The organism is Sphingomonas sp. 2SG (genome assembly GCF_005503285.1).
GTDB lineage: Bacteria > Pseudomonadota > Alphaproteobacteria > Sphingomonadales > Sphingomonadaceae > Sphingomonas > Sphingomonas taxi.
In genome coordinates this window covers 157,096-178,660 of sequence record NZ_SCMZ01000002.1, presented here as the reverse complement: position 1 = coordinate 178,660, position 21,565 = coordinate 157,096, and the positions used below count along the sequence as shown (strand labels likewise).

The following is a 21,565-nucleotide window of genomic DNA, read 5'->3' as shown; positions in this document are numbered from 1 at the left end:
CGATGATCGTCCCCGTCTCAGGCGCCGTAGAGCGCGCTGGTGTCATAGGCGTAGAAGCCGCGTCCCGACTTGCGGCCGAGCAGCCCCGCGGCGACCATGCGGCGCAGCAGCGGCGGCGCGGCGGCGCGCGGGTCGTTGGTCACCGCGTGCATCGCCTCGCTAAGGCGGACCTGGGTATCCAGGCCGATCATGTCGAGCAGCTCGCACGGCCCCATCGCGAAGCCCATCGCCGCCTTCACCGCGCGATCGATGTCGGCGGGTTCGGCGACGTCCGCCTCGATCAGGTGGATGACGTCGTTGTGATAGGGGATGCAGAAATAGTTGAGGATGAAGCCCGGCCGGTCGCGCGTCTCGATCGCCTGCTGGCCGGTGGCAGCGACGAACGCCAGCGTCCGCTGCCACGTCTCATCCGACGTCTGGATCGCGCGCGAACATTCGACCAGCTTCATGACCTGCGCGGGCAGGCAGTAATGCGCGCCCGCCACCCGCTCCGGCCGGCGCGACGCCGCGGCGAGTTCGGTGATCGACAGGGTCGAGGTGTTGCTGAGGAAGATGGTCTGCGCCCCGCACACGTCGTCGAGGCGCTGCCACAGCGACTGTTTCACGCCGAGGTCCTCGAACACCGCCTCGACCACGACGTCGCAATCGGCCAGATCGGCGAGATCGGTGCTGAAACGGATCGCGTCCAGCGCCTGCGCGCCCTGCGCCTCCGTGAGCCGCCCCTTGCGTACCGATCCGGCGAGGAAGTCGGCGATCTGCGCGCGGGCGCGGTCGAGCGCCGCGGCGTCGAGATCGAACAGCGTCGTGGCGATGCCGGCGCGCGCGATCGTGATCGCGATCCCCGTGCCCATCGTCCCCGCTCCGGCAACTGCGCAATGGCGAAACAGCAAACACCCCTCCTTCGCCCGCATCGTCGGGACCGTCGTCTGGTTTCCGCGAGTGCAGGTCGGGGCGGCGCACGGTCAATCGAGCGACCTGATCTGTCCGCCCAGTGGTCGTGCGGCATCGGATCGGAAGCCGTCGGATACACGGCGGGTACACGGCGAGTACACTGGGCGAGCACCGGCGCCGCGGCCGATTGAAGCGGTCACGACCGGCACCTACCCCCTCGCCACAGGCGGGCCCCGGGGCTTCGCGAACCGGGGAGCATGATGACACTTCCAGTCGACGATCTGCGTGCCCCACCGGGCGGAACGCCGGCAAGCCTGCTGGGGGGCGTGCGGGTGCTGGATCTGACCACCTCGATCGCGGGGCCGTATGCGACGCAATTGCTGGCCGATTTCGGTGCCGAGGTCATCAAGGTCGAACGACCCGGCGGCGGCGACGATACGCGTGCCTGGGGTCCGCCGTTCCTGCACGGCCATTCGCTCTGGTATCTCAGCGTCAACCGCAACAAGCAGAGCGTGACGCTCGACTATTCGACGCCGCAGGGCCTCGACGTGCTGCACCGGCTCGTCGCCGAATGCGACGTCGTGGTGGTGAACCTCGTGCCCCGGGTCCAGCGCAAGCTCGGCGTCGACTTTGCGTCGCTGCGCGCGGTGCGGCCCGATCTCGTCTTCTGTTCGATCACCGGCTTCGGCCTCGACGGCGCGCGCGCGGACAAGACGAGCTACGACCTGATCGCCGAGGGCTATAGCGGGATCATGGACGTCACCGGCGAGGCGGATTCGCCGCCGCAGAAGGTCGGCGCGCCCGCGGCCGACATGCTGTCCGGCATGGATGCGGCGATGGCGGTGATGGCGGCGCTGTTCGAACGCCGCGCCAGCGGACAGGGCCACCAGATCGACATCGCGATGGTCGAAAGCATGACGCGCTTCCTCAGCCCGCGGATCATGACCTATCTCGGCAGCGGCGAGGTGCCGCGCCGTACCGGCGGCAAGGACAGTGTCATCGCCGTCTACCAGTCGTTCGACACCGCCGACGAACCGCTGACGCTGGGCCTGGGCAACGACCGGATCTGGCAGCGCTTCTGGCAGGCGGTCGGCGATCCCGATTATGCCGCCGATCCGCGCTTCGCCAGCAATGCCGATCGCCACGCGCTGCGCCCCGAGATCGTCGCGCGCATCCAGACCGTGCTGCTCGACCGGCCGCGCGATGCCTGGCTGCAACTGTTCGAGGCGCACGGCATCCCCTGCGGCCCGATCAACCGCATCGATCAGGTCGCAGGGGATGCGGAACTCGCGCGGCGCGGCCTGTTCTTCGCGATGCCGATGGGCGACGTCGCCGTACCCCAGGTGGGGCTGGGCATCGGCATCGACGGCGCCCCCACGACCCCACGCCTGCCCCCGCCCGCGCTCGGCGCGGACACCGTCGCGATCCTGAGCGGGATCGCCGGCTATTCCGACGCCGAACTGGCGGCCTTGCGCGAAAGATCGATCATCCAATGACCACGGTTCTCGACCGCCTTGCGGCGTCCATCCCCCTCAACGACGACGAGCGCATGGTGCTCGACGCCGTGCGCGACATCGCGGCGGAGGTCATCGCGCCCGCCGCGGCGAAGGTCGACGAGGAAGGCCGCTTCCCGGACGAAGGCATGGCGGCGATCGACGCGCTGGGGCTGAATGCGATGTTCGTCCCCGAAGCCTATGGCGGCGCACCGCTCAGCTACACCGCCTATCTCGCCTGCCTCGAACAGATCAGCGGCGCCTGCGCCTCCACCGGCATCACCTGGGCGACCAATTTCCACGCGATGAAGCCGCTGATCGACTTCGGCACCGAGGAACAGAAGCAGCGCCTGCTGCCGCGCATCGCCAATGGCGGCCTCGCCTCGCTCGCGATCACCGAACCGGACGCGGGATCGGACGCGACCGGCATGCGCACGCGCTTCACCGAAGACGGTGACGACATCATCGTCGATGGCGGCAAGACCTTCATCACCAACGGCGACCGCGCCGATCTGTACCTGCTGTTCGGCAAATGGGCCGGGATCGAGGATCAGCGTCGCGCGATTTCCGTGCTGATCCTGGAAAAGGGCACGCCGGGCCTGCACGTGCTCGGCACCGAGAAGAAGATGGGGCATCGCGGGTCGAGCACCGCGACGCTCGCGTTCGAAGGCTGCCGCGTGTCGCGCGGCAATCTGATCGGCGAGCCCGGCGCCGGCCTGCCGATCCTGTTCGCCTCGCTCAACAAGTCGCGGCCCAGCATCGCGGCGCATTCGCTCGGCATCGCGCGCGCGGCGTTCGATCGCACCATCGACTATATCAACACCCGCAAACAGTCCGGCCGGCGCATCATCGACAATCAGGGCGTCCAGTTCCTGATCGCCGATCTGGCGACCGAGATCGCGATGACCGAAAGTTTCCTGTGGCGTGTCGCCGCCATGGTCGAGGGCGGCGAGCGCGACATCGCCACCGAATCCTCGATGATAAAGGCGCGCGCTTCCGACGTCGCGATGAAGGTGACCGACGCGGCGGTGCAGCTGCACGGCGGCTATGGCTATTGCCGCGAATATATCGTCGAGCGACTGATGCGTGACGCCAAGATCAACCAGATCTGGGAAGGCGCCAACCAGGTCCATGCCCAGCTGATCGGGCGATCGTTCGTCGCCCGGGGGGACCGCTGATGTTCCGTACCGAACAGGCGGGCGCGCGCCTGATCCTGACGCTGGACCGCGCGCCGGTGAACGCGATCAACGATGCCTGGCTCGCCGGTTTCCACGATCTGCTCGACGGTCTGGAGGCGCGCAGCGACGTCGCGCTCCTCCACATCCGGTCGGGCCACAAGGTCTTTTGCGCAGGCATGGATATCGCGCACATCGCCGACCTGTCGCAGCGGGCCGACGGCGCGGACGCGATGGTGCGCGACGTCGGCGAGTTCCAGCGCGCCTTCGCGCGGCTGGAGGCGCTGCCGCAGGTCGTGCTGGCGGAGATCGGCGGCGCGGCGCTGGGCGGCGGCCTCGAACTGGCGCTCGCCTGCGACCTGCGCGTCGCGGCGAACGAGGCGAAGCTGGGGCTGCCCGAGGCCAATCTGGGGCTGATCCCCGGCGCCGGCGGGACGCAGCGCCTGACCTGGCTGTGCGGCAAGGGCGTCGCGGCGCGGTTGATCCTGTCGGGCGAAGTGGTCAACGGCCAGACGGCGCTCGCGTTGGGACTGGTGCAATGGTCCGCGCCCCGCGACACGCTCGGCGAGGTCGCGACCGGGCTTGCCGAACGGATCGCCGGCCTGTCCGCCGGTTCGCTGCGCGAGGCCAAGCGCCTGATCGCCGCCGCGGCGGACGGCGCCCGCGACGGGTTCGCCGAGGAACTGGAGGCCGACCGGCGCCTGTTCGACGATCCCGGTACCCGCGCGCGCATCGCCCGCTTCCTGGCCGGTGGCCGCTGACCTTCCCCTCCCTTCTCTTCAGGAGAAAGCTGTGAGTTACTCCGAAATCCTCTACAAGGAAGAAGGCCCGATCGGCTGGCTTACGCTGAACCGTCCCCACGACGGCAATATGTTTACCGAGACGATGTGCCATGAGATCCGCGACTGCATCAACGCGATCCGTCGGGAAACGCGCACCCGCGTCATCATCCTGACCGGCGCTGGCGACAAATTCTTCTGCATCGGCGGCCGCAAGGACGGCATGGAGGACACCGCGCTTTATGCGGGCGTGCTGCCGACGCTGGAAATGTACGAAAGCATCGACCGGTTGCAGAAGCCGGTGATCGCGATGGTCAACGGCTTCGCGGTCGGCGGCGGCAACGTCCTGCAGGTCGTCTGCGACATGACGATCGCCAAGCAGAGCGCGACCTTCCGCCAGGTGGGGCCGATGGTCGGCAGTTTCGATGCCGGCTACGGCACTTGGTATCTTGAGGATCTGGTCGGCAAGAAGAAGGCCAAGGAAATCTGGATGCGCAATCCGAAGATGACCGCCGACGAAGCGCTGTCGCTCGGCCTCATCAACAAGGTCGTGCCCGATGACGAGCTGGAAAGCGCCACCCGTGCCTTCGCGCTCGAGGTCGCCGAACGCGGCGCCTACGCGCTGGCCGCGATCAAGGGCGCGTTCAACGCGCGGCACGGCGGCGTCAACGGGCTGTCGCGCGTGACGCACGACATGCTGCTGCCGCTGTACCTGAAGACCGGCGAGGCGAAGGAGCTGGCGCAGTCCTTCGGCGAGCGCCGCAAGCCCGACGCGGACAAATTCGGCCACTGATCCAGGACGCCCGCCGGCTCGCTCCCGTGAGCGGCCGGCGGGCCGGCCGATCTCTTTAAATTTCCACGAAGTGGCTGATTGAGGGCGGCACCTCGCACGCCCCCATCACTTCGGTCAGGAACGTGCCGAAACCCGGGATCTCTCCCAGCAACGCCTCTTCCGACTGCTGTTCGTGGAAGAAGACGTGCAGGAAGGACCGCCCGTCGGCGCTGACCGACACCGAATAGCTCGATCGCGGCCTCAGCCGGCTGCGCAGCTCGGGAAGGAAGGCCGCGATATTCGCGACGTTGCGCTCGGCGAAATCCTCTCGCACCCGATATTCCACGCGCGCTACCAACATGCCGTTCTCCCAGGTCCGTTTATGGGTCGCGGTTACGCCGCGATGTCGCGATAGGCGCCGCGCAGGAAGACGAGCGGCTGGTGCAGATCGCTGCCCGACATCGCCTCGACCGCGCCGACCACCAGATAATGGTCGCCGATCTCCTGCACGCGTTCGATCCGGCAATCGATCCAGGCGACCGCCTCGTCGATGATCGGCAGGCCCGACGGGCTTTGCCCGTGGGTCAGGTCGGCGAACTTGTCGTCGATCTTGCTCGCGAAATGCTTGCAGATGTCGATCTGGTGACCGGCGAGCACGTTAACGCAGAAGCGGCCCGACTGTTCGATCAGCGGCCAGCTGCGCGAGCCCTTGCCGGGGAAGAAGCCGACGAGCGGCGGATCGAGCGAGATCGAGGTGAACGACCCCACCACCAGCCCCAGCCGCACACCCTGGAGCGCGGAGGTGATGACCGATACGCCGGTGGGATAGCAGCCCAAAACGTCGCGAAAGGTCCGCGGATCGATGTCGCTCGAGATGATGTCGGTCATAACGCCTTCGCTTCAAGTTGCCGTTCCCCGGCCGCCGGGACCGTCCCGGTCAGCGTCATCAGGGCATCGGATGGGGTGCGGCCGATCGCGGCGAAACGCGCCGCCAGCGCGTCTGCCCCGATCTGCTGCGCATAATGCATCGGGCCGCCAGTGCGGCGTGGCCAGCCATAGCCGTGCAGCCAGACGACATCGATATCGGACGGACGCTGCGCGATGCCTTCGGCCACGATCCGCGCGCCTTCGTCGATCATCGGCAGCAGCATCCGGTCGAGGATCGCCGCGTCCGTCCACGCCTGCGCGGCGATCCCCCGATCCTGCGCATAGTCGTGGATGATCGCCAGCGCTTCGGGGGATGCCGAAGCCTGCCTGGCGTCGTCGTAATCGTAGAAGCCCTTGCCCGTCTTCTGCCCGCGTCGACCGGCCTCGCACAGTCGCTCGCGTACCGTCGCGCCGCGCGAGGTTTCGGGCGACCAGCCGAGGTCGAGCCCGGCGAGGTCCGACGTGCGGAACGGACCCATGCGGAACCCGAACGCCTCGACGATGCGGTCGACCCGGTCGGGCGTCACGCCTTCCAGGATGATCGCCTCGGCCTCATCTCGGCGGACGCGCAGCATCCGGTTGCCGATGAAGCCGAACGCATTGCCCGCGACGACCGGCTTCTTGCCCATCCGTCCCGCGAGATCGATCGCGGTGGCGATCACGTCGGCGCCCGTCGCGTCGGTCCGGACGATCTCGAGTAGCTTCATGATGTGCGCGGGCGAGAAGAAGTGCAGCCCGATCACGTCGGCCGGCCGACGCGTCGCCGCGGCAATCTGCGCGACGTCGAGATAGGAGGTGTTGGTCGCCAGGATCGCGCCGGGACGCGCGATGGCGTCGAGCCGGCCGAACACGTCGCGCTTCACCTCCATCGTCTCGAACGCGGCTTCGACGACGAGGTCGACCGGCGCCAGGTCGCCGATGTCGGTGGTCAGCGTCAGCGCGGCGAGCGCCGCCGATCCTGCCGCCTCGCTCATCCGTCCGCTCGCGACATTGCCGTCGATGATCTTGCGGATCGCATCCTGCGCCCGGTCGAGCGGCGCCTGCTCGCGCTCGACCAGAGTCACCGGCAGGCCCGCGGCCAGCAGCGCGACGGCGATGCCGGTGCCCATCGTGCCGGCACCGATCACGCCGGTGGTGCGGATCGGCCGCAGAACCGCGTCGGACAGGCCGGGCACGATGCGCGCGTCGGCCTCCGCCTGCTCGATATGGCGTGCCGTCGCCGGCGAAGGTCCATCCGCTGTCATGCCATCCACTGCCAAAATGCCGGCCCCGATCGTCCCGAGCCGTCCCGCATATATGCTCGGCGACGCCGCGGGGCGTCCAGATCAAGCCGGGTCACTGGACGGACAGCTTAAAATTGGTCGGCAGCAGGCAATGTTTTGCGGTAATGGCGGCGGCAACCGGTGGTTGTCAGCCGGGTATGGGGACAGGAACGCCGATGGCCGACGCCTTCATCTGTGACGCGGTACGCACGCCGATCGGCCGCTATGGCGGCAGCCTTTCGTCGGTCCGCGCGGACGATCTGGCGGCGATCCCGCTGCGCGCGCTGTTCGACCGCAACACCGGCGTCGACTGGCAGGCGGTGGACGACGTCATCCTCGGCTGCGCGAACCAGGCCGGCGAGGACAATCGCAACGTCGCGCGCATGGCGACGCTGCTCGCGGGGCTGCCGGAAGCGGTCAGCGGGACGACGGTGAACCGGCTGTGCGGTTCGGGGCTCGACGCGGTGGGGATCGCCGCGCGCGCGATCCGGGGCGGCGACGCCGATCTGATCCTCGCCGGCGGCGTCGAGAGCATGAGCCGCGCGCCCTTCGTGATGCCGAAGGCGGAAACGGGCTTTTCCCGCGCCGCCGAAATCCACGACACGACGATCGGCTGGCGCTTCGTCAACCCGCGGATGAAGGCGGCGTATGGCGTCGATTCGATGCCGCAGACGGCGGAGAACGTCGCCGACGACCACGGTATCAGCCGCGAGGATCAGGACGCTTTCGCCCTGCGCAGCCAGACCAAGGCCGCCGCGGCTCAGGCCAACGGCCGCCTCGCGCGCGAGATCGTCGCGGTGCCGGTGCCGCGCCGCAAGGGCGATCCCGTGATCGTCGATGCCGACGAACATCCGCGCGCGACGACGCTCGACGCGCTCAGCGCGTTGAAGCCGGTCGTCCGTCCCGACGGCACGGTAACCGCCGGCAACGCGAGCGGGGTCAACGACGGTGCCGCCGCGCTCGTCATCGCTTCCGAAGACGCGGTGCGCCGCCATGGCCTGACGCCGCGCGCCCGGATCGTCGGTGCGGCCGCGGCAGGCGTCGCGCCGCGCGTGATGGGGATCGGTCCGGTGCCGGCCACGCAGAAGCTGCTGGCCCGCACGGGCCTGTCGATCGACGATCTCGCCGTGATCGAACTGAACGAAGCCTTCGCCAGCCAGGGCCTCGCGGTGCTGCGCGGCCTCGGCATCCGCGACGACGATCCGCGCGTGAACCCCAACGGCGGCGCGATCGCGCTCGGCCACCCGCTCGGCATGAGCGGCGCCCGGCTCGCGCTGACGCTGACCGAGGAACTGGCGCTCACCGGCGGGCGCTACGGGCTGGCGACGATGTGCGTCGGCGTCGGCCAGGGCATCGCGATGGTGATCGAGCGGGTATAACCGCCCGCATCGCCTGGCGGACACTTTTGCCGACCGCCTTGGACGGCGCATGCCGCCGGGGTTAGCCCGGTCGGCATGAAGGCGCTCCGTTTATCGATCCTCGACCAAAGCCCGATCGCGGCCGGGTCCAACGCCACCACCGCGGTCGCGGAGACCGTGGCGCTGGCGCGGCTGGGCGAGGCGTTGGGCTATCACCGCTTCTGGGTCGCCGAGCACCACGCCTCCGCCACCTTCGCCGGCGCGGCGCCCGAGATCCTGATCGCGGCGCTGACCATGGCGACACGGACCATCCGGCTCGGCTCGGGTGGCGTGCTGCTGCCGCATTATTCGCCGTTCAAGGTGGCGGAGGCGTTCAGCGTCCTCGCCGCGCTGGCCCCCGGCCGCATCGACCTCGGCGTCGGGCGCGCCTCGGGCAGCGACGCGATCGCGTCGCGGGCGCTCCAGCGCGATCGGTCCAGCACCAGCGGGCGCAGCGACTTCCCCAGCCAGCTGGCCGAGCTTCTCGCCTATCTTGGGCCGGACGCGTTGCTGCCGGCGGAGCATCCCTTCGCCCGGCTGCGCGGCCTGATGCCGCATGGCGGCATCCCGCCCGAACTATGGCTGCTCGGCAGTTCGCCGGACAGCGCACGCCTCGCGGGCGAGGCTGGCCTGCCCTATGTCATCGCCGACTTCATCAACCCCAACGGCGCGCAGCTTGCGGCGCGCTACCGGGCGAGCTTCAAGCCGTCCGCATCGCTGCAATCGCCCTATGTCGTCGCGGCGACCGCGGCGATCTGCGCCGACGACAGCGCGACCGCATCGGACCTGCGCTACCCGATCGTCATGGTCATGGCGCTGATGTTCCGCGGCGAGATCATCCCCATCCCCTCGGTCGCCGAGGCCAAGGCATGGTCCGCGCGCCATCCCGCTGACGGGCACCCGGTCATGCGCATCACGCATGGCGACCGACAGCAGGTCCGCGACGGGCTGACGCAGGTGGCGGCGGACTATGGCGCGGACGAGCTGATGTTCGTCAACGTCCTGCCCGATTCCTCCTCGCGAGCACGCAGCTACGCGCTGATCGCGGACGCCTTCTCGCTGTCGTCCCCTTTGACGCCATCCCCTTCGCCCCGCTCGCCCCAAGGAGAGCTCGTATGAGCATCGCGCGCGCCATCGACATCGCCTACGTCCGCATGGCGGCACCCGACGTCGAACGACAGGTAGATTTCCTGCGCGACTTCGGGCTGATCGACCTGGGCGAGCACGGCGGCAAGCGCCTTTTGTGCGCCGAGGACAAGGCCCCCTTCTGCTATTCGCTGGTCGAGGGAGAGCCGGGCTTCCTCGGCTTCGGCCTGTGGGTCGCCGACGACGCCGCGCTTGCCGCCCTCGCCGCGCACGACGGCAGCGAGGTGCGGCCGCTCGATGCACCGGGCGGGGGCCACTATGTGCGCATGGTCGATCCCGACGGCTTCCAGATCGACGCCGTCGCCGACCAGTCGCTGCGCGACGCTGCGGTTCGCCCGCCGGTGGGATGGAACGAGAGCGGCGCCGCACACCGGATCGACCGGCTGCGGCGGATCGACCCGGGCCCGAGCCGCGTGCTCCGGCTTGGCCATCTCGCGATGGTCGTGTCCGATTTCATCCGGTCGGAGACGTGGTACAAGGACCGCTTCGGCTTCCTGACCACCGACGAATTCGAGCTGGAGCCCGGCACCTCGGCGGGCTCGTTCCTGCGCACCGATCGCGGGACCAAACCGTCGGATCACCATACGTTGGTGCTGTTCCAGTCAGGCACAGAGCCGCGGCTGCGCCATCTCGCCTTCGAGGTCGGCGACGTCGACGATCTGATGGCGGGCCGCGAACATCTCATCAAATGCGGCCACACACCGCATTGGGGCGTCGGCCGGCATCTGCTCGGCAGCCAGATCTTCGATTACTGGTTCGACCCCTATGGCCGTGAGCACGAACATTGGACCGACGGCGACCAGCTGAGCGCCAACACCCCGCCCAACCTCGTCGGCATGGACCAGGTGATGGGCGTGCAATGGGGCATGGAGCGCCCGACCCGCGTATGAGCCGCTTTCCAGAAGCCGGCATCGATACCCTGACGATGATCGCATCCGTCGAGGAGATCTTGAACGAGGCCCGCAACGGCCGCATGTTCATCCTGATCGACGACGAAGACCGGGAGAATGAGGGCGACCTGATCATCCCGGCGCAGATGGCGACGCCCGAGGCGGTCAACTTCATGGCGCTGCATGGCCGCGGGCTGATCTGCCTCGCCATGACCCGAGCTCGCGTCGATGCGCTGGGGCTGGAGCCGCAGTCGGTCAACAACCGCTGCGCCAACCAGACCGCGTTCACCGTCTCGATCGAGGCGCGCGAAGGCGTCACCACCGGCATTTCGGCCGCCGACCGGTCGCGCACGATCCTGACCGCGGTAGACGCGACGCGCGGCGCCCAGGAACTCGTCAGCCCGGGCCATGTCTTCCCCCTCGCAGCGCGCGACGGCGGCGTGCTCGTGCGCGCCGGCCATACCGAGGCGGCGGTCGATATCGCCCGCATGGCCGGCCTGACCCCCGCGGGCGTGATCTGCGAGATCATGAACGACGACGGCACGATGGCTCGCCTGCCCGATCTGATCGCCTTCGCCCAGCGCCACGGCCTGAAGATCGGCACCATCCGCGACCTGATCGGCTATCGGTTGCGCAACGACCATCTGGTCGAATGCGTCGACGACGTGCCATTCGTGTCCGACTATGGCGGCGCATGGCGGTTCCTCAGCTACCGCAACAAGATCACCGGCGAGTTCAGTTACGTGCTGACGAAGGGCGCGATCGTGCCGGGGCAGCCGCTGCTGGTGCGCGTCCACGTCGCGTCGCTGCTGTCGGACATGCTGGGCCAGGCCGGCCCCCGCAAGCGCATCCTCCAGCGCGCGATGGCGCAGATCGGCGCGGAGGGGTCGGGCGTGATCCTCATCATCCCGCCGCAGCTGGAGGGCGATGTCCACCAGATGCTCCAAGGCGTGTCGGAGGGTATGGACGAGCGGACCTATGGCATCGGCGCGCAGATCCTGGCCGACCTCAAAATCCACGACATGATCCTGCTGACCAACACGCCCGGCAAGAGCCTGGTTGGACTGGAGGCGTTCGGCCTGTCGATCGTCGCGGAGCGGGAGATCGATCCGCCGCCGGCCTGACGCGGGTCAGGTCAGGTCAGGCGATGTGGAGCATACCCTCTGCATCGACCGCGACCGGAATCGCAGTCAACGATTCCCCCTCGCACGCGCCGCTGACGCAGCGACCGTCCGCGATTGCGAACTGCGCGAAATGCTGCGCGCATTCGATATAGCCCTGCTTCAGGAAACCGTTTGGCACGTGGTTGAGCGGCAGGGAATAATGCGGGCAGACGTTTAGATACGCTCGCAGCTGCCCGTCGCGGCGCACGACGAACAGGCGAAAGGCATTGCGCCCCCGCCCGACGATGAACTCGCGCGCGCTGTCCTCAGCGATCTCGTCGGCCGGACCCAGCCGGTAGCCCGGCGCGGGGGCGTTCGGACGGAGCTTCCAGAAATCTGTCCTCGCATCGGTCGCCATGCTCGCCGCCCGTCTTGCGCTTGCCCGGCCTAGCGCCGGTAGAAGGGCGGGATCTGCGCGTCGACGTTGATCCACACCGACTTAGGCACGGTGTATTCGCGCATCGCCTCGAACCCCATCTCGCGGCCATACCCCGACTGGCCGACCCCGCCGAACGGCGAGGCGGGATGCACCCGCTTGTAGCAGTTGATCCAGACCATGCCGGCGTGGATCTTCTTGGCGAAGCGATGCGCGCGCCCGATGTCACGCGTCCACAGCCCCGCACCGAGGCCGTAGTCGGTCGAATTGGCGATCGCGAGCGCCTCCTCGTCGGTCTTGAAGGTCAGCACCGTTACGAACGGGCCGAACACCTCCTCCTGCGCCACGCGGTCGCCGGGCTTCGCCCGCACAATCGTAGGTTCGACGAAACAGCCCGTCTCGAAACCGTTCGGCCGACTGCCGCCGGCGATTACCTCGCCGCCCTCACCCTTCGCGACGTCGACGAACGACAGCACGCGCTCCTGATGTAGGCGCGAGGTGAGCGGCCCCATCTCAGTCTGGAGATCGAGCGGGTCGCCGAGCCGGATCGACTTGGCGAGCGCGACGAATTGTTCGAGGAACCCATCGGCGATATCCTCGTGCAGCATCAGCCGCGATCCGGCGATACACGCCTGCCCTTGGTTATGGAAGATTGCGAACGCCGATCCGTTCACCGCGGCGCGGATGTCAGCATCGGCGAAGACGATGTTCGGCCCCTTGCCGCCGAGTTCCAGCTGCACCTTCTTGAGGTTGCCCGCCGACGCCTTGACGATCGAGCGGCCGGTCGCGGTCGAGCCGGTAAAGGCGACCTTGCCGATCCCCGGATGCTCGGCGATCGCCGCGCCGACGGTATGGCCGTAGCCGGTCACGATGTTGACCACGCCGGCGGGGATGCCGACCTGCAACATCAGTTCGCCGATCCGCAGCGTCGACAGCGGCGTGATCTCCGACGGCTTGATGACGATCGTATTGCCCGCCGCCAGCGCCGGCCCCATCTTCCAGCTGGTGAACATCAGCGGGAAGTTCCAAGGCACGATCGCCCCGACGACGCCGATCGGCTCACGCTCGACATAGTTCAGGAAGCCGGCGTCGACCGGGATCACCGATCCTTCCAACTTGTCCGCCATGCCGCCGAAATAGCGGTAGCACAGCACGGTGCGCGGTACGTCGAGGCCCAGGCAGTCGCGGATCGGGTGCCCGGTGTCGAGCGCCTCCAACCGAGCGAGGTTGGCGGTGTCAGCCTCGATCGCATCGGCGAGCTTCAGCAGCAGGCGTCCGCGTTCGTGCGCCGGCAGCGCCGCCCAGGCCGGGAAGGCTGCCTGGGCGGCGGCGACCGCCAGATCGACGTCGGCCGCCGTGGCCTCCGCGATGTTCGCCAGCGTCTCGCCGTTGTACGGATTTTCAACGCGGATCGTACCCCCGTCGACGCCGTCGACCCATTCGCCGCCGATCAGCAGCTTCGTCTGAAATTGTGTCACGCGGTGCATTCTTCAGAAGTCGACCGCGACGACGGGCGCCGTGCCATCGGCAATCATCTGCGGGATCTTGCTGGAGCCGTTTTCCCATACGAGCAGCATCGACCGCTTGGTCGAATAGCCCTGGTGGCGGATATCGGCGGGCATGCAGCAGATGTCGCCGGCGCGCGCGAGCACGCGGGCGCGGGGCTTGCCCGATTCCTTGTCCTTCACCTCCCAGGTGATCTCGTCGGACAGCTGCAGGAACCATTCGCAGCGGTCGTTGCCATGCTCGACCGGCAGGATGAACTCCTCCGACGTCGGGCAGAACAGGCTCTCGCCCAGCACGGAACAGACGCTCGGGTTCCAGGTGACGTCGCTGCGCGACAGATAACCGAACAGATTGTAGGCGCTTACCTCATGCTCGAAGCCGGGCTCGGCCTCGACCAGTGGCTGGTCCTGCGGGACGTCGGCGAACTGACGGTTGACCGGGAAGCCCGACTCGTCGGTGCGCAGCGGCGTGTCGCCGGGCAGGCCGACCATGCGCTTGGCCGTCACGCGCTGGCGCGTGATCGCATCCTCGTTGTCACCTTTCTTGATGCCCCAGGGCGCGCCGGTTTCCATCGGCGCCGCGAAGGGATCGTAGCCGCTGTTCGTCCAGTCCGACAGGATGTCCTTGAACGATTCCATCAGCGCGGCCGAGGCGAAGCGCTCCTCGTAGTTGCGGCCCGCATCGACATAGGCGTCGTTGAAGCGGCCGGCGAACATGGTCACTTCGCCATAATGGTTGATCGTACCGAACACACCGTCGAAGTTGACGACGCCGTAGAAGAACCCCCACGCCACGTCGCGCATCATCGCGCGCAGGAAGATATCGATCGGCATGATGTGGGTGCCGCCGGGCCAGCTGATCCGGGCGAAATATTCGTCACGGTGGAATTCGAAGCCACCGGCCTTGAAGGCGCGATAGCCGGTCTGGTTGTTCACCGACAGGGCACTGACGTCGGTGCGCGCATCTGCGCTCGCCGGTGCCATCTGAAGAGCTTCTGACATCGCCATTTCAATTCCTCCTTGGAGCTCAGGCTGCTTCGGTCTGGCAGATGTCCGCCCACTTCTGAACGGTCACGGCGCCTTCGATCGACTGAAACAGGGTCACGGACGGCGCGTCGGCCTGGAAGCGATAGGCAGATCCCACCGGCAGCAGCGCCTGATGCCCGCGCCGCAGGACGATCCGACCCATCTTGCGGCCGGCGGGCATGTCGGTGCCGAGCAGGACCGCGCCTTCGCTGTCCGGATCGACGGTTGCGTCGGGATCGTCCAGCTTGACCAGGTGGACCTCGACCTCGCCGTCCATACACAGCACGAATTCGTCGTGCGCGCAGCCGAACCAGGGCGACGCACCCTCCGCCCGCGCGACTTCGATGACATATTCGAAGTTCTTGCCGACCGCGACGCGCTCGTACGGCGCGGAGGTGTCGGCGACTTCGAAGACGTTGGAAAAGACATAGTTCTTGGGATTGTCGTCGATGATCTCGACCCCGCCCTTGCGATAATCGCGCAAGCTACCGAATTGCGTTACGACGCCTTCCATCCCGAACTCCTATGATCCGGCGCGCTGCGCCATCCCGACCACGACCCCGACCCCGACGATGCCGAGGTGCAGGATGAGTCAATGTGCATTGGGTCATACAGCGCGCAGGCAGTGCGCGCAGAGGGTGCCTCGACCCCGTCCGGCAGGTGAACGCGCGGCCCGGCGCGACCTTATGGCATGGCCCGCTCCCGGTCCGCCCAGCGGATAGCGCCGAGCGCGATGGTGATCGCTGCGGCGAGGCCGACGCCGGCGCCGATCAGCGCGAAGGCCATCTTGGCGCTCCCCAGCACCGACATCGACCAGCCGAACGCGATCGCCGACACGAACTGCCCGACCGCGAACAGGCCCTGCCAGATGCCGATTCCCCGCGCCCGGTTGCCCTGGTGCAGGCCGCTTGCCGTCCAGCTGAGCATCGTCGGCAGGATGATGTTCGACCCGATCAGCCCGACGAAGATCGCGGCGACCGTCCCGGCCGGCGTCGTCGCCCAGGCGACGCCAAGCAACCCCGCCGCGGCGCCGCAGAACCCGCAGCTGAGTAGGAAGGCGGACGTGCGATGCGCGATGAAGCGGAACAGGATCGTGCCCACCGGCGCGCCGATACTGGCGAGCGCGGTAAGATTGCCGATCCGCTCCGGCGACACCGCGCCGACTTCGTTTAGCGCCAGCCCCTGCTGCAACTGCAACGCGAAGAAGCAGATGGAGGCGAAGAGGCTGATCGCACCGACGATGGTCATATGGCGCCACGGAAACCCCGTGGTCACGGCCGCATCGTCGTCGTTCCAGTCTGGCGTCGCGGCCGCGGTCCGCTCCCGCGCGATGAACAGCACGAGGAAGACCATCAGCAGCGGCAACGAATAGATCAGGAATGACAGCCGCCATCCGAACTGGCCGAGGTGACCCGACGCCGACAGCATCGGGATCGCGATCAGCGCGCCGCCGCCGATCTGGTATCCGAACCAGCGGTTGCGCGCGTTGCCGCTGAACGCATCCCCCAGCAACGTGGTCGCGAGCGTCAGCACCGCGGCCTCGACGATCCCGAGCAACACCCGGCTCGCCAGCACCGCATAGATCGAGCCGAGCACCATCGGGCAGAGCCCCATCACCGCATAGATCAGCATCGCCCCCACCAGCAGCCGCTTGCGCCCCAGCCGATCGCCCAGGATGCCCGCGACGGGCGAGAACAGCACGACCATCAGCGACGGCACGGTCAGGATCGTCTGGATCAGGAACGGCAGGTGCGGCGTCCCGGCATAGTCCTTCGCGATCTGGGGCAGGACGGGCACCAGCACGATCGCGCCCATGATCGCCAGGAACGACGGCAGGATCAGCACAATGCCTTCGATCGGGCCGGCATCGGCCCCCTGGCTTGCAGACGTGGCCGTCATGCCCCCGCGCTCTCCCGTGCCTTTATAGTGTCGTCTCGTGCTACAACCCCGCCGGCGATCCCGTACCCGGCTGCGTCGCGCGTCCGCCGGGTGTACACGGAGGGCCACCCCCGCGTCCGGTACACGCAATAGACATGCGCGTTGCGACGACGGACGCGCGCCGCCGACCGCGTTACCCCGCCGCCGAGCGAGACTGCGGGACAACATTCACGATGGCGTCGAAAATCTATCCCTCTCCGCAAGCAGCGCTGGACGGCGTCCTGCATGACGGGATGACGATCATGTCGGGCGGGTTCGGGCTGGTCGGCAACCCCGAAAGCCTGATCCCCGAAATCAAGCGCGTCGGAGTGAAGGATCTGACGATCATCTCGAACAATTGCGGCGCCGACGGCTTCGGCCTGTGGATGCTGCTCGACAACGGGCAGATCCGGAAGATGGTCTCGTCCTACGTCGGCGAGAACAAGCTGTTCGAACGGCTGTACCTATCCGGCGAGCTGGAGCTGGAACTCACGCCGCAGGGCACGCTGGCCGAGCGCATTCGCGCCGGCGGTGCCGGCATTCCCGCCTTCTACACCCGCACCGGCGTCGGCACTCTGGTCGCGGAGGGCAAGCCGGTCGAGGAATTCGACGGCGAATTGTACGTCCGCGAACGCTGGCTGCGCGCCGATCTGTCGATCATCAAGGCATGGCGCGCCGACAGCGAGGGCAATCTGATGTTCCGCAAGACGGCGCGCAATTTCAACGCGCCGATGGCCACCGCGGGCCGCGTTACCGTGGTCGAAGTCGACGAGATCGTCGGTGACGGCGTGCTGGACGGCGATGCCATCCATCTGCCCGGCATCTACGTCGACCGGGTCATCAAGAGCACGATCGCGGAGCGGAAGATCGAAAAGCTGACCACCCGCCCGCGTTTGGAGAATGCACGATGAGTTGGACCCGCAACGAGATGGCGAGCCGCGCCGCCCGCGAGCTCGAAGACGGCTTCTACGTCAACCTCGGCATCGGCATCCCGACGCTGGTCGCCAACCACATCCCGCCGGGCTTGAAGGTCACGCTGCAATCCGAAAACGGCATGCTCGGCATGGGTCCCTTCCCCTATCCCGACGAGGTCGACCCGGAGCTCATCAACGCCGGCAAGCAGACGATCACCCAGCTGCCGACGTCGAGCTATTTCGACAGCGGGCAGAGCTTCGCGATGATTCGCGGAGGCCATATCGACGCTGCCGTCCTCGGCGCGATGGAGGTATCGACCGACGGCGATATCGCCAACTGGATGATCCCCGGCAAGATGGTGAAGGGCATGGGCGGCGCGATGGACCTCGTTTCCGGGGTCAAGCGCGTGATCGTCGTGATGGACCATGCGAGCAAGGACGGGCAGCCGAAGATCCGCAAACACTGCTCGCTGCCCCTCACCGGCGTTCGCTGCGTCGACCTGATCATCACCGACAAGGCGGTCTTCGCCGTCGACCGCGTGCACGGCGGCCTGACACTGGTGGAATGCGCGCCGGGCGTGACGGTCGACGAACTCCGGGACCTGACCGAAGCCGAGTTCACAGCATGAACGATCGTTGCGGCCCATGGGCGAGGCTGTCCGCGTCCAGGGCTGTCCGCCTCGCGCGGACCGCCGCCGCAAGCACGCTCGCGGCACACCGGCGACCGCCCGATCGGTGTCCGCACTATTGGCCGATGATCTTCCTGACGGCGGCCTTGTGACGCGCAGGGGTGGCAGACCGACGGTCCGAGCCGCCGCGCGACGACGACGACGGACGCATCGAACTCGACGTTCACCACCATTGGCAACACCATCGGCCGCATCGGCCAGAACGGGATGGCATCATGGTCACGCATGCAGCGACGGCTCCTACGATCGGACCATCGGGCGACGTCCGATATGAATGGCGGGCGGTCGCGCTGCTAACGCTCGGTTTCGGCCTCGTCGGGCTCGATCGATGGATCATCGCCGCGCTCGCGCCCAGCATCGTGCGCGAACTCGGCGTCACGGCGCAGGCGATCAACTATCTCGTCGCCATACTCGGCGTGACCTGGGGGCTGGCCGCGCTGCTGCTGGGCGGGCTGTCGGATCGGTGGGGCCGGCGCAAGCTCCTCGTTCCCTCGCTCATCCTGTTTTCGCTGCTCTCCTGTTTCTCGGGCGTGGCGACGGGGATGGCGTCGCTCTTCCTGCTCCGCGCCGCGATGGGCGTGGCGGAAGGCATGTTCTGCCCGGCGAGCTTCGCCGCGGTGGCCGACGCCTCCAAGCCGACGCGGCGGGGCTTCAACCAAGGGCTGCAACAAAGCGCCTTCGCGCTGGTGGGCCTCGGCCTGGGACCGATCATCGCGACGCAATTGCTGGAGGTCATCGACTGGCGCTGGGTCTTTACCCTGGTCGCAGTGCCCGGTTTCGTCCTGGCGATCCTGATGTGGAAGGTGATCCGCGAACCGGCTTCTATCGCCGCCGCCCCGCAGGTTGACCGGGGCGAGGTCAGCGCGCGCTACGGGCTGCTCGATACGCTCCGCCATCGCAACGTGCCGGTCGCCATGGTCGCGCTGCTCTGTGCGATGTGCGGCATCTTCGTCCTCAGCGCAAACACGCCGCTGTATCTGATCGAATATCTGAAGCTGACGCCGATCCAGATGGGCTATGTCACGTCGGCAATCGGCTTCGGTGGCTTCGTCGGGCAATGGGGCCTGCCCGCCATGTCCGACTATATCGGCCGCCGGACCGCGGGCATCGCGGGCTTCCTGTTCGGCGCCGGATTCCTCGCCCTGTTCATGCGGGCGGGCGCCGAACCGACGCAATTGTTCCTGCTGCTGTTCGCCAGCACCGCGTGCAGCTTCGGCCTGCTGTCGCTGCTCAGCGGCCCGGTCGCGACCGAAGCCGCGCCGCCCGACCGCATCTCCACCGTCGCCGGCGTCATCATCGGCACCGGCGAGATTTTCGGCGGCGGCCTGGCGCTGGTGGTAACAGGCGTGCTGATCGGCCTGTACGGCATCCAGGCGATGCTGGTCTTCGCCCTGTGCGGCCTTGCTGCGGGGGTCGTCGTCATGCTCTTCCTCAAGGAAACCGCACCGCGCGTCGTCGCAGCGCGCAACGCCAGAACGGAAGATGCATCATGACCGGCGACGGCCTCTTCGACATCGCGCGCTCTGCCGAGGTCGTGAACGCTCGCATCGACGACAGCGTCTCGCCACGCCTCGCCGACGTGATGCGGGTCGTCACCCGCCATGCCCACGCCGCGATCAAGGAAGCCGCCATCACCCAGGACGAATGGATGGCGGCCATCGGGTTTCTGACGCAGACAGGGCACATGTCGAACGACTGGCGGCAGGAATTCGTCCTGCTGTCGGACGTCCTCGGCATCTCGATGCTCGTCGACGGGCTGAATCATCAGCGACCCGCGGGCGCGACCGAAAATACCGTGCTGGGGCCGTTCCATGTCGCCAACGCGCCGCGCCGGCAGCTTGGCGACAGTATCAGCGCCGATAACAAGGGCGAACCGACTTTGGTCATCGGCCGGGTGACCGACACCGCGGGGCGGCCGATCGCCGGGGCGACGCTCGACGTTTGGCAGGCGAACGACGACGGCTTCTATGACGTCCAGCAACCGGACGCGCAGCCGAAATGGAATCTACGCGGCGTCTTCGAAACCGACGCAGAAGGCCGCTACTGGTTCACGTCCGTCAAACCGCGCTTCTACCCGATTCCCGACGACGGCCCAGTCGGCACACTGCTGCGCGCGCTCGGCCGCCATCCCTTCCGCCCGGCGCATCTCCACTTCATCGTCGGCGCCCCCGGCTACGACGAGGCGGTCACGCACATCTTCGTTCCCGATTGCCCCTATCTCCACCAGGACCCGGTGTTCGGAGTGAAGCCCAGCCTGATCGCGGACTTTCAGCACACCGTAGATAAGGCCGAGCAGGGACAGTACGGTTTCTCAGGCCCGTTCTGGAAGGTGGAATGGAATTTCATCCTCGACGGCGCGCGCCCCTGATCAGCAATGGCGGTTAAGAGGTGACGTCATGCCATACTGTTTTGTAGACGGAATCGTTCAAGCGTGCACCCCGCGGACAGTTGCGACGTCACACCTCTTTCCTTGGCGGCGTCGGCCTAGCGTGACGTTTAATCGTCACTGTGGAGCCGCATCATGCCCGATCATGTCTATAAAATCGTCGAGATTGTCGGCAGTTCGGAGATCGGCGTTGACGACGCCATTCGTACGGCGGTGACCCGCGCAAGCCAGTCGCTACATAGTCTCGACTGGTTCGAAGTCGTCGAAACCCGCGGCCACATTCAAGATGGCCATGTCGTGCACTTTCAGGTGACGCTTAAACTCGGCTTCAAGCTTGAATTTCCAAAAAGCGCGTGATCGATGGTTCGCACCAATTTGTCCCGCCGCCGATCCTATTGTGTAAGCGGTTTTGTGTCGACGCTGATCGAGATCGCGGAGGCGGTGGATTAGGTGCCGGCAGATACGTCCCACAATCGACGATTTCGGCCTGCGATCGTCGCAGCCGACCCCGCGACGGACCGGGCCACGGACACGGACCGAGTGCCGTCGCGGCTCTCTGCACTTAGGATACATGGCCGGACACCGTGGGCCTGGAGGGTGATACCTGACGGCAGCTATCGCATCCAGTGGTATAGCGAGCCGAAATCGTGAAACGAGCCTACCATCGTCGATACTTGCGGATCATATACTACCAGGCCTTGCGTTTTTGGGCGCGCTTGCGAGCTTCCGTCCAAAAGCGCTCTATCTCGGCCGATTCGTTCGTCTGTCCGGGAGACCCGAGCGGATATGGGGTCCTGGTTGACGAAGCGAGGCGCGTACATCCGACGTCCGGTAGAGACTCTGACGTCGACGAGGAC

Annotated in this window: 22 protein-coding genes; 13 read left to right on the top strand and 9 right to left on the bottom strand. The window is 67.2% G+C overall.

Features of this window, described 5'->3' with window-relative positions:
- Positions 1-17: 17 nt before the first annotated feature.
- Positions 18-911 carry a 3-hydroxyacyl-CoA dehydrogenase family protein gene (locus tag FFS23_RS01890; protein WP_137897210.1) on the bottom strand — a complete coding sequence of 298 codons (894 nt, stop codon included), beginning with the start codon at positions 909-911 and terminating at the stop codon, positions 18-20.
- Between the two features lie 237 nt (positions 912-1,148).
- Between FFS23_RS01890 and FFS23_RS01885 the strand changes: the two genes are divergently transcribed.
- The 4 genes from FFS23_RS01885 to FFS23_RS01870 are packed head-to-tail and all read left to right on the top strand — an operon-like array spanning position 1,149 to position 5,131.
- Positions 1,149-2,387, top strand: coding sequence for a CaiB/BaiF CoA transferase family protein (locus tag FFS23_RS01885; RefSeq protein ID WP_212742892.1), 1,239 nt, complete (start codon positions 1,149-1,151; stop codon positions 2,385-2,387).
- Entirely contained in the window at positions 2,384-3,562 is a 1,179-nt protein-coding gene (locus FFS23_RS01880) for an acyl-CoA dehydrogenase family protein (RefSeq protein ID WP_137897209.1), read from the top strand. Before FFS23_RS01885 ends, FFS23_RS01880 begins: the two co-directional genes overlap by 4 nt.
- Positions 3,562-4,320 (top strand): enoyl-CoA hydratase/isomerase family protein, encoded by a 759-nt coding sequence (locus tag FFS23_RS01875; RefSeq protein WP_137897208.1) that lies wholly within the window; start codon positions 3,562-3,564, stop codon positions 4,318-4,320. Before FFS23_RS01880 ends, FFS23_RS01875 begins: the two co-directional genes overlap by 1 nt.
- A gap of 31 nt (positions 4,321-4,351) precedes the next feature.
- Entirely contained in the window at positions 4,352-5,131 is a 780-nt protein-coding gene (locus FFS23_RS01870; RefSeq protein WP_137897207.1) for an enoyl-CoA hydratase-related protein, read from the top strand.
- Positions 5,132-5,186: 55 nt separating this feature from the next.
- Here the strand turns inward: FFS23_RS01870 and FFS23_RS01865 are convergent, their stop codons facing one another.
- The 3 genes from FFS23_RS01865 to FFS23_RS01855 are packed head-to-tail and all read right to left on the bottom strand — an operon-like array spanning position 5,187 to position 7,281.
- A complete protein-coding gene (locus tag FFS23_RS01865; RefSeq protein WP_137897206.1) occupies positions 5,187-5,471 on the bottom strand; it encodes a hypothetical protein in 285 nt (94 codons plus the stop codon).
- A 32-nt stretch (positions 5,472-5,503) separates the two neighbouring features.
- Complete coding sequence (locus FFS23_RS01860) at positions 5,504-5,998, bottom strand: flavin reductase family protein (RefSeq protein ID WP_137897205.1); 495 nt, start codon at positions 5,996-5,998, stop codon at positions 5,504-5,506.
- Positions 5,995-7,281 (bottom strand): 3-hydroxyacyl-CoA dehydrogenase, encoded by a 1,287-nt coding sequence (locus FFS23_RS01855; protein ID WP_137897204.1) that lies wholly within the window; start codon positions 7,279-7,281, stop codon positions 5,995-5,997. Before FFS23_RS01855 ends, FFS23_RS01860 begins: the two co-directional genes overlap by 4 nt.
- Positions 7,282-7,475: 194 nt before the next feature.
- Here FFS23_RS01855 and pcaF point away from each other — a divergent pair, with 194 nt between their 5' ends.
- The 4 genes from pcaF to ribB all read left to right on the top strand — a co-directional run bounded on the left by pcaF (position 7,476) and on the right by ribB (position 11,856).
- Positions 7,476-8,678, top strand: coding sequence for a 3-oxoadipyl-CoA thiolase (pcaF, locus tag FFS23_RS01850; protein WP_137897203.1), 1,203 nt, complete (start codon positions 7,476-7,478; stop codon positions 8,676-8,678).
- A 75-nt stretch (positions 8,679-8,753) separates the two neighbouring features.
- On the top strand, positions 8,754-9,815 hold the full coding sequence (locus tag FFS23_RS01845; RefSeq protein ID WP_137897202.1) for an LLM class flavin-dependent oxidoreductase: 1,062 nt from the start codon (positions 8,754-8,756) through the stop codon (positions 9,813-9,815).
- Positions 9,812-10,732: a VOC family protein gene (locus FFS23_RS01840; protein ID WP_137897201.1), complete on the top strand. Its 921-nt coding sequence runs from the start codon at positions 9,812-9,814 to the stop codon at positions 10,730-10,732. The genes FFS23_RS01845 and FFS23_RS01840 overlap by 4 nt, the downstream gene beginning before the upstream one ends.
- Positions 10,733-10,767: 35 nt before the next feature.
- Positions 10,768-11,856, top strand: coding sequence for a 3,4-dihydroxy-2-butanone-4-phosphate synthase (ribB, locus tag FFS23_RS01835; RefSeq protein ID WP_349303943.1), 1,089 nt, complete (start codon positions 10,768-10,770; stop codon positions 11,854-11,856).
- A 16-nt stretch (positions 11,857-11,872) separates the two neighbouring features.
- Here ribB and FFS23_RS01830 read toward each other — a convergent pair whose 3' ends face one another.
- From FFS23_RS01830 to FFS23_RS01810, 5 genes are all read right to left on the bottom strand, one after another.
- The gene (locus FFS23_RS01830) at positions 11,873-12,253 is read right to left on the bottom strand and encodes a Rieske (2Fe-2S) protein (protein ID WP_137897199.1); all 381 of its coding nucleotides are present in this window, start codon (positions 12,251-12,253) and stop codon (positions 11,873-11,875) included.
- Positions 12,254-12,282: 29 nt separating this feature from the next.
- A complete protein-coding gene (locus FFS23_RS01825; protein WP_249340478.1) occupies positions 12,283-13,749 on the bottom strand; it encodes an aldehyde dehydrogenase family protein in 1,467 nt (488 codons plus the stop codon).
- Positions 13,750-13,761: 12 nt separating this feature from the next.
- The gene (locus FFS23_RS01820) at positions 13,762-14,778 is read right to left on the bottom strand and encodes a hydroxyquinol 1,2-dioxygenase (RefSeq protein ID WP_249340477.1); all 1,017 of its coding nucleotides are present in this window, start codon (positions 14,776-14,778) and stop codon (positions 13,762-13,764) included.
- 25 nt (positions 14,779-14,803) lie between these two features.
- The gene (locus FFS23_RS01815) at positions 14,804-15,316 is read right to left on the bottom strand and encodes a cupin domain-containing protein (protein ID WP_137897196.1); all 513 of its coding nucleotides are present in this window, start codon (positions 15,314-15,316) and stop codon (positions 14,804-14,806) included.
- Positions 15,317-15,486: 170 nt separating this feature from the next.
- Positions 15,487-16,701, bottom strand: a complete 1,215-nt coding sequence (locus FFS23_RS01810) for an MFS transporter (protein WP_171009323.1) — start codon at positions 16,699-16,701, stop codon at positions 15,487-15,489.
- A gap of 212 nt (positions 16,702-16,913) precedes the next feature.
- Between FFS23_RS01810 and FFS23_RS01805 the strand changes: the two genes are divergently transcribed.
- From FFS23_RS01805 to FFS23_RS01785, 5 genes are all read left to right on the top strand, one after another.
- Positions 16,914-17,630, top strand: coding sequence for a CoA transferase subunit A (locus tag FFS23_RS01805; RefSeq protein WP_137897194.1), 717 nt, complete (start codon positions 16,914-16,916; stop codon positions 17,628-17,630).
- Positions 17,627-18,262, top strand: a complete 636-nt coding sequence (locus tag FFS23_RS01800; RefSeq protein ID WP_137897193.1) for a CoA transferase subunit B — start codon at positions 17,627-17,629, stop codon at positions 18,260-18,262. The genes FFS23_RS01805 and FFS23_RS01800 overlap by 4 nt, the downstream gene beginning before the upstream one ends.
- Before the next feature lie 275 nt (positions 18,263-18,537).
- Positions 18,538-19,815 carry an MFS transporter gene (locus tag FFS23_RS01795; protein WP_137897192.1) on the top strand — a complete coding sequence of 426 codons (1,278 nt, stop codon included), beginning with the start codon at positions 18,538-18,540 and terminating at the stop codon, positions 19,813-19,815.
- Complete coding sequence (locus FFS23_RS01790) at positions 19,812-20,690, top strand: intradiol ring-cleavage dioxygenase (protein ID WP_137897191.1); 879 nt, start codon at positions 19,812-19,814, stop codon at positions 20,688-20,690. The genes FFS23_RS01795 and FFS23_RS01790 overlap by 4 nt, the downstream gene beginning before the upstream one ends.
- Before the next feature lie 153 nt (positions 20,691-20,843).
- On the top strand, positions 20,844-21,065 hold the full coding sequence (locus FFS23_RS01785; protein ID WP_137897190.1) for a dodecin: 222 nt from the start codon (positions 20,844-20,846) through the stop codon (positions 21,063-21,065).
- The last annotated feature ends 500 nt before the right edge of the window (positions 21,066-21,565 follow it).

Bases quoted from the DNA above. Each gene is read 5' to 3' on its own strand.
- FFS23_RS01845 (WP_137897202.1), top strand. From the start codon at position 8,754: ATGAAGGCGCTCCGTTTATCGATCCTCGACCAAAGCCCGATCGCGGCC.
- FFS23_RS01860 (WP_137897205.1), bottom strand. From the start codon at position 5,998: ATGACCGACATCATCTCGAGCGACATCGATCCGCGGACCTTTCGCGAC.
- FFS23_RS01820 (WP_249340477.1), bottom strand. From the start codon at position 14,778: ATGTCAGAAGCTCTTCAGATGGCACCGGCGAGCGCAGATGCGCGCACC.
- FFS23_RS01865 (WP_137897206.1), bottom strand. From the start codon at position 5,471: ATGTTGGTAGCGCGCGTGGAATATCGGGTGCGAGAGGATTTCGCCGAG.
- pcaF (WP_137897203.1), top strand. From the start codon at position 7,476: ATGGCCGACGCCTTCATCTGTGACGCGGTACGCACGCCGATCGGCCGC.
- ribB (WP_349303943.1), top strand. From the start codon at position 10,768: ATGATCGCATCCGTCGAGGAGATCTTGAACGAGGCCCGCAACGGCCGC.
- FFS23_RS01795 (WP_137897192.1), top strand. From the start codon at position 18,538: ATGGTCACGCATGCAGCGACGGCTCCTACGATCGGACCATCGGGCGAC.
- FFS23_RS01805 (WP_137897194.1), top strand. From the start codon at position 16,914: ATGGCGTCGAAAATCTATCCCTCTCCGCAAGCAGCGCTGGACGGCGTC.
- FFS23_RS01815 (WP_137897196.1), bottom strand. From the start codon at position 15,316: ATGGAAGGCGTCGTAACGCAATTCGGTAGCTTGCGCGATTATCGCAAG.
- FFS23_RS01790 (WP_137897191.1), top strand. From the start codon at position 19,812: ATGACCGGCGACGGCCTCTTCGACATCGCGCGCTCTGCCGAGGTCGTG.
- FFS23_RS01890 (WP_137897210.1), bottom strand. From the start codon at position 911: ATGCGGGCGAAGGAGGGGTGTTTGCTGTTTCGCCATTGCGCAGTTGCC.
- FFS23_RS01810 (WP_171009323.1), bottom strand. From the start codon at position 16,701: ATGACGGCCACGTCTGCAAGCCAGGGGGCCGATGCCGGCCCGATCGAA.
- FFS23_RS01800 (WP_137897193.1), top strand. From the start codon at position 17,627: ATGAGTTGGACCCGCAACGAGATGGCGAGCCGCGCCGCCCGCGAGCTC.
- FFS23_RS01840 (WP_137897201.1), top strand. From the start codon at position 9,812: ATGAGCATCGCGCGCGCCATCGACATCGCCTACGTCCGCATGGCGGCA.
- FFS23_RS01885 (WP_212742892.1), top strand. From the start codon at position 1,149: ATGATGACACTTCCAGTCGACGATCTGCGTGCCCCACCGGGCGGAACG.
- FFS23_RS01785 (WP_137897190.1), top strand. From the start codon at position 20,844: ATGCCCGATCATGTCTATAAAATCGTCGAGATTGTCGGCAGTTCGGAG.
- FFS23_RS01855 (WP_137897204.1), bottom strand. From the start codon at position 7,281: ATGACAGCGGATGGACCTTCGCCGGCGACGGCACGCCATATCGAGCAG.
- FFS23_RS01875 (WP_137897208.1), top strand. From the start codon at position 3,562: ATGTTCCGTACCGAACAGGCGGGCGCGCGCCTGATCCTGACGCTGGAC.
- FFS23_RS01830 (WP_137897199.1), bottom strand. From the start codon at position 12,253: ATGGCGACCGATGCGAGGACAGATTTCTGGAAGCTCCGTCCGAACGCC.
- FFS23_RS01880 (WP_137897209.1), top strand. From the start codon at position 2,384: ATGACCACGGTTCTCGACCGCCTTGCGGCGTCCATCCCCCTCAACGAC.